The sequence below is a fragment of the Chryseobacterium sp. ERMR1:04 genome, assembly GCF_001297705.1.
Taxonomy (GTDB): Bacteria; Bacteroidota; Bacteroidia; order Flavobacteriales; family Weeksellaceae; genus Chryseobacterium.
The window spans coordinates 266344-278265 of the sequence record NZ_LIRF01000007.1 but is presented as its reverse complement, the minus strand read 5'-3'; the positions used below and the strand labels follow the sequence as shown (position 1 = coordinate 278265).

The following is an 11922-nucleotide window of genomic DNA, read 5'->3' as shown; positions in this document are numbered from 1 at the left end:
CATAAGACAGTTGACAACCGCAATTTGTTACATCACAAACTTAATTTTTTTTTAATTGTAAAGAAGAAAAAAATAACTTCTGTGTAAATTTTATTTTAATAATTAATATTAAGTTATTAATTTTAATCAAAATAGAAAATTAAATTCACCATTTATTGATTTCTTGCTCGCTTTTTGCTTCCGTTTCCATACACCAACTCACGGAATGTATAATCAAAATATAAAGTCATGAAAAAATACCTCATCGTTATTCTTTGTTTTCTTCTTTCGAAAGTGGAGGCACAAGAATCTGGCCCTGTTTCTTCAGACAAAATGAATATCATTAAAACCAACGTTACAGGATATGTGTTCAGAAACATTAATTTGTCTTATGAAAGATCAATTAACCAATGGTTTTCCATTAATGTAGGTTTTGGAACCATGCCTGAGGGAAAAGTTCCTTTCATCAATTCATTTTTAAATGATGAAGATGAAAAGAGATTTCAAAATCTAAGAGTAAAAGCAACCAATTTTACCATAGAGCCGCGTTTTTATATCGGAAAAGGCTTTGGAAAGGGATTTTATATTGCCCCCTATTATAGATATTCAAAAGTAACTTCCAATACTTTCGATTTTTATTATGATTATAACGCTGCCAATGCTGTAACTTTTCAAATTCCTCTTAAAGGATCAGGAAGCACCAACGGAAACAGCGGAGGTGTTATGGTGGGCGCTCAGTTTTTCCTTAATAAAAGTGAAAGCTTAGTTTTAGATTTCTGGATTGCAGGAGGCCATTATGGAAGCGGAAAAGGTGATTTCATTCTTACAAGTGACTATATCCTAACTCCAGAAATGCAGGCCCAGCTAAAAAAAGAAATTGAAAATTTAGATATTCCATTTGTAGATTACACCGTAGAAACCAATGAAAGAGGCGCCAAAATAAAAGTAGACGGACCTTGGGCCGGTTTCAGAAGCGGATTGTCTTTAGGGTATAGATTTTAAAAAATTACAGTAAACATTCCTGAGCAGATTTTTATATCTTTAAAAAGAATATCCTATATTCGGATTAATAATTTGATATGAAAATCCTTATCATAGAAGACCATAAAGATCTTGCAACCAATATTACAGACTATCTAAAGAAAGAAGATTACGTTTGTGAGGTGGCTTCTAATACGCAAGAAGCTTTAGAAAAGATTGAACTTTTTGAATATGACTGTATTCTTCTAGACCTTATGCTGCCCGACGGAAATGGCTTAGAGATTTTACAACAGATCAAAAAAGATTCTCCATCAGCCAGCGTAATTATTGTTTCTGCAAAAAATTCTTTAGACACAAAATTAGCAGGATTAGATGATGGCGCAGATGATTATATCACAAAACCATTTTCTCTGCCCGAGCTTCATTCAAGAATTAAGGCGGTGGTAAGAAGAAAAACACCGGAAGCCAACCGCATCCTGAGTTTTAATGAAATTACAATTGATCTGCAGTCTAAAGAATGTAGAATCAATGATAAGTTGCTAAATCTCACCAAAAAAGAGCTCAACATTCTGATTTATTTTATTAATAATCAAAACAGGATGCTTTCTAAACAAGCCATCGCAAGTCATCTTTGGGGAGATTACACCTATAGTATTGATAATGTAGATTTTGTATATCAACACCTTAAAAATTTAAGAAAGAAAATAATAGACGGAGGTGGAAAAGATTATCTGCAAACCGTCTACGGATTGGGGTATAAATGGATCGACAAATAGAAAGTATATTTCCTATGTAAACTGAAAATACTAATCTGCTATCTTATCTCTAAAATCTAGTATCTTTAAAATGAATTTAAGCTTCCGTTTTGCAAGAGCATTTACCATTTTGGTATTTTTCGTCCTCATCACAGGCTTTACAATTTTGTATTTTGCTTTTGAAAGGGCGACCATGCGTTCTGCCATTGTAAAACTGGAAGATCTCAATACGTATATCACGCATAGGCTTGAAAAAGATTCTGCTTATGATTATCTTAAATTTCACCGTCAAACGCAGGTTAAAATTCTTCCACCCGATACCAAGATTACCAAGGAAAAAATAATTGAAGAAAAATACACCTGGAATAAAAGCATCCAGTCTTATATCAACCGAATTTCTGTAACCTCCTACCCTGTTATTCATCAAAAGAAATATTCCATTACGAGTATAAGGTATATCACGATTATTGAGAACCAATTTATCATGAGTATTATTATGGTCGTAGCCTGGATTATGGTTTTTCTTATCATCCTTACCATTATTGTGAGTGTTTTGGTATCAAAAAAGATTCTTAATCCTTTTTATCATGCAATGGAAGAGATCAAAAAGTTTAGCCTAAAGGACGATCGTTCCATGGATCTTATGAAAACAGAAACCGAAGAATTCAAATCATTGAATAAGTTTCTCCTGAAAATGTCTGAAAGCTCAAAGAAAGACTATCATCTATTGGAAGAACTCTCTGAAAATACGTCTCACGAATTGCAAACTCCATTAGCTTCTATTAAAGGAAAAATAGAATTATTAATGGACAGTGAACTTTCAGAAAATCAATTGATCACCCTTTCATCTATGAATGATGAGCTAGACAGGCTTTCATCCATTAATCAATCTCTTATTCTTCTAGCAAAATTAGAACACTTTGAAAAAAATGATTCCCAACGGATTAATTTCTCTGAATTACTAAAAGAACGGCTCCAATATTTTGAAGATCTCTTTGAAATTCAGAACCTTAGTTTAGTTAAAGAAATTCAGGAGAATGTGTATCTTAATTTTGATGAAAATCTTGCTTCTATTGTTATTAACAACCTTATTAATAACTCCAAAAGACATAATATTAAAGATGGAAAGATTCTGGTCACCCTTACAGAGAATTTTTTTCAGATCTCAAATACCGGAAATCCACCTTCAATCCCAACAGAAGAATTGTTCAAAAGATTCAAACGTGGAAACCCCGATCAAAATTCTATTGGCATCGGTTTGGCGCTCGTGAAGAAAATTTTGGAGATTTATGACTATGAAATTTCATACCATTTTGAGGGTAAATTACATACGATAAGAATTAATTTAACAAAATAAAACACTGCAAATCAAAACACTAACGCTCAAAAATCTCTTTCTTTAAAAACTTCAGAATTTCTTCAGAATTTATGTATTGTTTAGGCACAAGTAAAAACGCCTATGAAAAAAATAGTTCTAATTTTAGCATTTACGACCTTACAATATGCTTATAGCCAAGACAGCATGAGAGTCGAAAAAATAGAAGAAGTACCAACTGAAAAAAATCCATTAGATATTGGAGATCTTAAAATCAACCTGAATAAAAAAGGCGATCAATGGTTAAAATTTGGTATTTCCAGTCAGATCTGGCTTCGCAGTATTGATAACAATCCGGGAACGGCAGTCAATGGTGTTCCTCAGGATCAAACATACGATGTAGGAATACGAAGAATGAGATTGACCATTCAAAGTCAGCTCACCCCATTTTATTCTGTTTTTTTACAGATGGGAATCAATAATCAAAATTTCATTTCCGGAGGGGGAACGGGAACAGGAAGTAATGGAGCAGGGAAAAAAGCACCTTTCTTTTTTCATGATGCTTATAATGAATTGGCAATTATCCCAAGAAATGATTTTCAGACAGGAAAACCCAATAAAAATAACCTTTACATAGGAGCAGGACTTCATTCATGGAATGGAGTAAGCCGTTTGACCAATACAAGTACAACCAAAATGCTTGCAGGTGATATTCCTGTTTTTAATTTTCCTACGATTGAAATAGCCGATCAGTTTTCAAGACAGCTTGGTATTTTTGTTCATGGAGAATTTGATAGAGTTAATTATCGTTTTAGTGTTAATAAACCTTTTGCAACCAATGCAAAACCTAGTGTTGGCGGGCCTGCTGTAGATAATAATCAAAGTGGAAAACTATCGTATGCAGGATATGCTTATTATCAGTTTTTCAATAAAGAAGTGACCAGCACCTCATTTTTAGCCGGAAATAACTTAGCCGCAAAAAAAGTTTTGAACCTAGGAGCCGGTTTTTACACCAATAAAGACGCTACCCAATCTCAGCCTTCAGAAAATGTTTTTGAATCTCACGATGTTAATATTCTTGGAGCAGATGTATATTCTGAACTTCCACTGGGTGATAAAAGTAAAGAAATGGGACTTACACTTTATTCTGTTTTCTACAACTATAACTACGGCCCAAATTACCTGAGAGTAAGCGGAATCATGAATCCCGGAACTGTGGATGCCGGATTCACAGGCGAAAGAGCGTTGGAAGGCGCAGGAAATAATAGGGTTTTAATGGGAACCGGAAATATTTGGTTTTCACAGATAGGCTTTGTCCTTCCAAAATTCAGTAAGATTGTGAAAGTGCAACCCTTCTTTAATTATGCTCTTAAAGATATGAAAGCATTAAACCAAAGCGGAAGCTATTACGACATCGGTGCCAATCTTTTTTTATACGGTCAAAATGCAAGAATTGTAGCCCAATACAGCAGCAGACCTCTATATGATACTGCTTCAAAAAGAATTTTTGACAGAAAAGGAGAATTTTTACTGTCTCTTCAAATTGTACTTTAAAAAATTTAATATCTTACCCATATGAATACTACTCAAATTACAACTGCCCAACGAATAAAAGCCATCATTGGAGGTTCCATAGGAAATCTCGTAGAATGGTACGATTGGTACGCGTATGCAGCCTTCGCTATTTATTTTTCCAATTCGTTTTTTCCGGATTCAGATCTTAATGCTCAATTAATGAATACGGCAGGAATCTTTGCCGTTGGCTTTTTAATGCGTCCCATCGGAGGATGGATGTTCGGAAGTATCGCCGATAAGATCGGAAGAAAAAGAGCTATGACCCTTTCTGTTTTACTGATGTCATTTGGTTCTTTGCTCATTGCATTAACGCCCACCTATAAAACAATAGGTATTTTAGCACCTGCCCTGCTTCTTATTGCAAGACTATTACAAGGATTAAGTGTTGGAGGCGAATACGGTGTTTCGGCAACTTACCTCAGCGAAATGGCAACAGAAGACCGAAGAGGGTTTTATTCAAGTTTCCAATATGTAACGTTGATTGGAGGTCAATTAATCGCCTTAGGAATTCAATTGATTTTACAAAAATTATTATTAACAGAGGCTCAACTCGAAGATTGGGGCTGGAGAATCCCTTTCGTTATTGGAGCTATTTTATCTGTGATTGCCTTATATTTAAGAGCCAACCTTCATGAAACCGAAGCTTTTGAGAATAAAAAAGAGATTAACGATAAGAAAAAAGGAAGCATCTCAGAACTTTTAAAACATCCAAAAGCTTTATTAACGGTCGTAGGATTAACATTAGGTGGAACGTTGGCATTTTATACCTACACCACTTACATGCAAAAGTTCCTGATCAATACTGTTCATCTTACCAAAGAACAATCTACCCTCATTTCATTTGTTTCCTTATTTATATTTGCTTGTCTGCAACCTGTTTTTGGAGGATTATCTGATAGAATCGGAAGAAGACCTTTGCTTTTAGGGTTTGGAATTCTGGGAACAGTGTGTACGGTACCTTTACTTACCGCGTTAAGCCATACAACTTCTATGTGGACGGCTTTTTTCCTGATTATGGCAGCCTTAATTATCGTAAGTGGCTACACTTCTATTAATGCCATTGTAAAGGCTGAACTTTTCCCTTCTGAAGTACGTGCTTTAGGCGTGGGATTACCGTACGCTTTAACAGTAGCGATATTTGGAGGAAGTGCAGAATATATCGCACTATGGTTGAAAAAATTAGGAATTGAGCATTACTTCTATTGGTATATTACCGTATGCATACTCTTTTCTTTACTGGTGTATGTGAGAATGAAAGACACCAAAGAAACTTCAAAATTAAATGAAGACTAACACATTGAATTTTCTATCAAAAAAACGCGATTCAGATTTTCTGAGCCGCGTTTTATATTTTTAAGGATAAGCCTGTCTAAATTTTACAATAAGTTCATCCAGGTGGTGACGTTGAACATAAATCGTTTTCACATCCTCATATCTTGGGGATTTGTAAAAAACTTCATGAAAGTCCATACTTCCGTTACCTACCTTTACTACTTTCTGTACTTCGATATTCAATTTTCTTAACTCGTCTCTAAAGACCTGGAACTCTTCTTGGATATTATTCATCTATATTTTTGGATTTAATTAAAAAATTATAACTTTATATTAAACATCCCCTACTTTTTATAGGCTAAGCTTAAATATTTAATAAATTTAGTGAATATTTCAATACAAACGTTGGGTATTCACATTTTTTTTATTATTTCAATAAGATGCAAAAACTATACCTAACTATCTAGTTATTAATTAATTGTTAACAAATTATTAATAAACAGTAAACAAATTGACATCAAAACACTTTTCCTCAGAACTAAAATATTTCTCTAAAAGATTATTTATTAGGATACAATTTTTATTTATTCTAATTTATTCGAGGAAAATAATCTACATATCATTGAAAACAGAGCAAAACACTGAAGCCCTGAAAACAAATAACTTACAAACAATATTTAACTAAAAAATAAACTAATTTGTTTTTAAATTTCATAACTTTCATTAAATTTGCGCAAACCTAATTGATGAAAAAATTCATTCTTTATTTCACTTTTCTTTTCACATTTACTGTATTTTCGGCGCAAGATTCTTTACAAACAAAAAAAATCATTACAAAGGATACCAAATTCGGACTTGCCTTAAGTGGAGGTGGTGCCAAAGGCTTTGCCCATATAGGAATTCTAAAAATGATAGATTCTTTGGGAATAAAAGTAGATTATATTACCGGAACCAGTATGGGGGGCATCTTAGGCGGACTATATGCCATGGGATATAGCGGAGACAGCCTAAAAGAAGTAGTATACAATACCAAATGGAAAAGAGTTTTAAGCAATAAGATTCCCTACAATAAAGTAAACATCAGTGAAAAAGATGAATACAACAAATACATTATAGAGTTCCCAATAACCAATGGATTACCCTCCTTGCCGGGTTCCTATATAGAAGGACAATATATGTCTGAAGTATTGAACACCCTCACCTTCCCCGCTAAACACATCAATGATTTCAGCAAGCTTCCTATTCCTGTGGAGCTTACCTCATCTGATATTATCAACGGAGGGCTTGTGATGCAGAAAAAAGGATCATTAGCATTGGCCATACGTGCTACTCTTGCCATACCTGCAGCTTTTGCTCCGGTATATATTGACGGAAAATTATTGGTAGACGGCGGTCTGGATAGAAATTTCCCTGTAAAAGAAGTAAAAGATATGGGAGCCGACTATATTGTGGGCGGCTATACAGGATTTAGACTTTTCACCAAAAAAGAGATTGAAAATCCTATGAAAATGATCTATCAAACGCATGCTTTTCGGTCTGTTCAGGATTTTAATGAGCAAAAGAAAATGTCTGATATTTTAGTAGATTTTGTAAGCCCTCTTAATAAGTACACGACAAAAGATTTTAAAAACTATAAAGAAATTATTAAAATCGGAGAAGCTGAAGCAAAAAAACACCTTCCCGAATTCATTGCCTTGGCTAATGAACAACGTAGGTTGGGAATCATTTACGAACACAAAATGATTCAGGAGGTAAAGAAGCCTACCCTACAATTTACCTATAGTGAAGATAATGGGACGCCTCTTACTAACCCATCCGAAATTAAAAGTATCAAAGACCTTATGAGATTAAAAGAAGGTGAATACTATGATGCTAAAAGTGCCAATGAAGCCATTGACAGGATCTTTGGCATGAGACAATACGAAAAGGTGTACTATACTTATACAGATGCCGGAGACGGACTCATTATGAATATCTTCGTTAAAAGAGTAAAAAACAGTGCGCTAAAACTTGCGCTTCATTATGATACGGAGCAGTCTGTTGGTATTATCGTTAACTATACGTACCGAAGCATTGAACATAAATTTCGTGCCTTAGCGACGTTGGATATTTCTGAACGATTCAAAGGACGTGTGCAGTTTCAGAAATTTCTGGATAATGATTTCCGTTGGTGGATCAGCGCGGAAGCAACGACCTCTCACCTGAAAAGTAATGATTTTGTCCTTCGATTTAATAATTATTATAGTAACGAAATAGATAATGCCCGCATCTCAGATTATATTTACAGAAATACCAATGTAAATACAGCCATTAATTATACCTTCACACCCAATGCTATGGCTTCAATAGGGGTAGAATATAATACCGAAAGAATCAACCGTTCAATAGACAGAATAGGTCAAATACTATCAGGGACTAATGACAGAAAAGTATATCAACATAATAATTTTGATTTGGTTTTTAAATTCAATCAAAACAATTTAAACGAAAAATACTATCCAACATCAGGTAATAATCTGCAAATTTTATCTAAATATTATTTTGGGCATCAATACAATCTGTATGATCTAGAGAAAGTGCAACCTGCATTGTACGAGTACTTGAATCCTAGTGATTCTTATTATTTCAGACCAAAAAATATGATAAGCCTGGTCGTTAATGAAAATTTTGTATTTCCAGTTACCAAAAAACTTTCCGTAAAAGCCAATGCATTTCTAGGTACCTTCTTCTCCTCGAGAAACCAAGGTGAAAACCAAGACCAAATTCCATATCTCTTTTTCAATCAAAAATATAATCTTGGCGGCAGTGAATATAATTTTAGTGGTCTTAACCCCGAGTTTAACGGATTCAGACAAAAAGAACTTCTGATAAATTCATTTGCTAAAGTAGGGCTGGATGTACAATATAAAGTCTATAAACACCTTTATCTTACGCCATCTTTTCACTATGGGAGAGTAAGTGATGAACTTTCCTCTTTTAAAAACGGAGACGACATCTTAGGATACGGGCTTAACCTTGGATACGAATCAATCTTAGGTCCCATTAATATCAATGTGTCTAAAAATGATGCAATTAATTTTTGGAGAGTCTATTTTAGTATCGGTTTCAAATTTTAATAAAAACACAAACATATAATTATCAACAATTTATTACAGTAAACAATTGCATCACACGCAATTTTACACCCCTTTTTATACATGATGAAAAAATATAAAATAGGTTTTCTTTTCACCTTTCTTATCCTCTTATTTCATGCCCAGACGAAGATAAAAGAAATAGGAAATGATGATCGGAAAACAAAGCAAAAAGATTTACAGGAAATTAGAATCACAGGAAAGCCAAAAAAAAGCTTGTCTAAAAAAGAAAATCCTGCCTATAAAATATTACAGGGAATCTGGAAAAATAAAGAAAGGAATAACATCCAGTCTTTAGACTTTTACGACTACAGAAAGTACACCTCCGTCAACATAGGATTAAATAATATCGACAGTACCGTTGCAAAAAAGATCTTAGGAAATGATTATGCTACCCTGCGTAAAGCATCCAGAGAAGGAGATCAGACAGAGGAGAAAATCACTATTCCTATATTCCTCAACGAATTGAGTGAAAGAATCTATGGGCACAAAGGTGAGGAAAGAACAGATATAGAAGGAGAAAGAAAATCGGGTTTAAATGAAGTGGGAAGAGGATTTGGGGTCGAAAGATTCAGCCAGACTTTCACCACTGTTAATCCGTATGAGGATGATATTAAAATTTTAGATAAAACTTTTGTAAGTCCGCTCTCTTCCAGAGGATACGGAGTTTACAATTATATATTAAAAGATTCCATCAGCGAAGGAGATCAGAAAATGTATACCATCCATTTTTTTCCAAAAAACCCGGAAGACCTTTTATTTCAAGGGCATTTTAATGTTGTAGATAAAGCCTTTGCCATAACAGAGATTCTGATGAAGACCACCAAACAGATCAACATGAGTCTGGTTCGTGATCTGTCTATTGAAAAATATTATTCGGAAACAAATGATGGAGTTTACCTTCCCGAGAAAAGTATATATGAAGGAAATTTCACACTCCTTTCCAAGAGAAAAGACGAAACGGGAGCGTATGTAAAAAAGGAAGTTAATGAATACGAATACCAGCTCAACCAGCCTAAAGAGCCCTCTTTTTATAAAGAAAAAATAGTTCAAACGCGTTCAGATCAATTCGAAAAGAATGATGAATACTGGCAAAAACATATAGAACTAAGCAAAAATACTCAGGAAACATTGCAACTCATAAGAGGATTAAAATCGAATGCAAGAGTACATGGAATTACCAGTGTCGTGAATGTTTTTTCTACAGGATATCTAGATCTTTTTAAAGGATTACAGGCCGGATCAATATGGAATACAGTTTCTAATAATGATGTTGAAGGCCTTCGACTGCGTATGGGATTCAGGACTTTTATGACCGAAGATGATAAATTCAGACTAACCTTTTACGGAGCATACGGAAATAGAGATCATAAATTTAAATATGGGGTGGAGGGAATTTATTTACTAAGCTCGCAACCCAGAATTGTTATCGGCGCCTCTCACCTTAGAGATAATTTACAATTATCGGGTAAATTACTGGATCCAAATGACTTGTTACCAAGAAATAAAACCTCATTTATTACCCGTGGTAAAAATTACGATCTTTCGAATGTGATGAGAAATGCCGTTAATTTTGATTTGGCATTCGATAAAAATTTGCATTTAAATATTTCCGGAGTGCATCAACAAATACAATCAGCAGATTCCAATGCTTTCTCAATGGATTATGTTCTTCCTAACACCACTGAGATTCATAATAAGCTTACGGACTTCACAACGAACATGACCCTAATTTATACGCCGGGCAGAAATGTATACGGATATGGCGCAGAGCAAAAATTTGGAAAACTACCTTTCACGACAATCATGCTGAAATATACCAAAGGATATAAAGGCATATTGAATAGTGATTTCGATTACAACAAACTGCAGCTCTCTGTTGAGAAAAACTTCTTTTTAAGTAATTTCGGTCTTTTAAACGCTTCTGTAGAGATGGGGAAAATATTTAATACGGTACCTATTTCTCTCTTAAGTCCGGTGCCTGCCAATCAGAGTATATCTGTAGTTTCTAAAACGTTCTCACTCCTCAACTATTATAATTTTGTTACGGACACTTATATTATGGGAAATCTGGAACATCATTTTAATGGATTTATTTTAAATAGAATTCCTTTGCTCAATAAACTCAAGCTGAGAAGTTTTATTTTTTATCGATTTGCTTATGGAAGTATCTCCCAAAATAATATCGATATCAACAGATCGTCCATCATGTATACTGCACCCAATAAAATGTATAGTGAATACGGTTTTGGAATTGAAAATATTGGCTACGGAAATATACGTCCGTTCAGAGTAGATTTCATTTGGAGAAGTAAGGTTGATGAAGTATTTGGAATCACGCCACCGAACTTTGGAGTAAGATTTGGTTTTTCACCTGGGTTTTAAATAAGCTGATTTGGTTATTTAACTTTATATCTATTTTCCCATCTATTATAAAAAATAAAGCCAATGAAAAACTCAAAATTATTTCTTTTAATGATCATGCTATCCTTCTCAGGGGTAAGTTTTGCACAGAAGAGCGATGAGGTAAAAGTTACGATTAAAGATAAGAATGGAAAAAGACCAGTAGAAGTTCTCCCTCATTTTATTCAATTTGGGATCATGTCTAAAAACCACCAAGACTTCCGAAAAAAATATAACGTAGATGTGGTCTATCAAAACTGCGTGATCAGCCCCACCCTTTCGAAACAGGCAGAAAAAAATAATTTAGCATTAGCAAAAGACCTAACCCAGAAATATGGTGAAGCCTGGAAAAAAGACCTAGGAATTATCCCTTACGGATTATAAAATCAGTTTATTCAGCAACTATTCAGCATAAAAAAAGATACTTTAAAATCTTTTTGATTTTTATTCAGCATAAAAAAAGATACTTTTAAAAAGTATCTTTTTGATTTTTAAACCAATCAATTAT

Annotated in this window: 9 protein-coding genes; 8 read left to right on the top strand and 1 reads right to left on the bottom strand. The window is 34.1% G+C overall.

What is annotated here, in order from left to right:
* Nucleotides 1–228 precede the first annotated feature (228 nt).
* The 5 genes from AMQ68_RS15990 to AMQ68_RS15970 all read left to right on the top strand — a co-directional run bounded on the left by AMQ68_RS15990 (nt 229) and on the right by AMQ68_RS15970 (nt 5898).
* Nucleotides 229–981: a DUF3575 domain-containing protein gene (locus AMQ68_RS15990; protein WP_054511616.1), complete on the top strand. Its 753-nt coding sequence runs from the start codon at nt 229–231 to the stop codon at nt 979–981.
* Between the two features lie 77 nt (nt 982–1058).
* The gene (locus tag AMQ68_RS15985; RefSeq protein WP_054511615.1) at nt 1059–1736 is read left to right on the top strand and encodes a response regulator transcription factor; all 678 of its coding nucleotides are present in this window, start codon (nt 1059–1061) and stop codon (nt 1734–1736) included.
* Between the two features lie 70 nt (nt 1737–1806).
* Nucleotides 1807–3072, top strand: coding sequence for a HAMP domain-containing sensor histidine kinase (locus AMQ68_RS15980; RefSeq protein ID WP_082384124.1), 1266 nt, complete (start codon nt 1807–1809; stop codon nt 3070–3072).
* Nucleotides 3073–3174: 102 nt separating this feature from the next.
* A complete protein-coding gene (locus tag AMQ68_RS15975) occupies nt 3175–4584 on the top strand; it encodes a hypothetical protein (RefSeq protein WP_054511613.1) in 1410 nt (469 codons plus the stop codon).
* A 21-nt stretch (nt 4585–4605) separates the two neighbouring features.
* Nucleotides 4606–5898 (top strand): MFS transporter, encoded by a 1293-nt coding sequence (locus AMQ68_RS15970; RefSeq protein ID WP_054511612.1) that lies wholly within the window; start codon nt 4606–4608, stop codon nt 5896–5898.
* Nucleotides 5899–5958: 60 nt separating this feature from the next.
* Here the strand turns inward: AMQ68_RS15970 and AMQ68_RS15965 are convergent, their stop codons facing one another.
* Complete coding sequence (locus AMQ68_RS15965) at nt 5959–6171, bottom strand: hypothetical protein (RefSeq protein WP_054511611.1); 213 nt, start codon at nt 6169–6171, stop codon at nt 5959–5961.
* A gap of 452 nt (nt 6172–6623) precedes the next feature.
* Here AMQ68_RS15965 and AMQ68_RS15960 point away from each other — a divergent pair, with 452 nt between their 5' ends.
* From AMQ68_RS15960 to AMQ68_RS15950, 3 genes are all read left to right on the top strand, one after another.
* A complete protein-coding gene (locus tag AMQ68_RS15960) occupies nt 6624–8993 on the top strand; it encodes a patatin-like phospholipase family protein (protein WP_054511610.1) in 2370 nt (789 codons plus the stop codon).
* An 81-nt stretch (nt 8994–9074) separates the two neighbouring features.
* Nucleotides 9075–11396, top strand: a complete 2322-nt coding sequence (locus AMQ68_RS15955; protein WP_123905722.1) for a DUF5686 family protein — start codon at nt 9075–9077, stop codon at nt 11394–11396.
* Between the two features lie 63 nt (nt 11397–11459).
* Nucleotides 11460–11798 carry a hypothetical protein gene (locus AMQ68_RS15950; protein ID WP_054511608.1) on the top strand — a complete coding sequence of 113 codons (339 nt, stop codon included), beginning with the start codon at nt 11460–11462 and terminating at the stop codon, nt 11796–11798.
* Nucleotides 11799–11922: the final 124 nt, after the last annotated feature.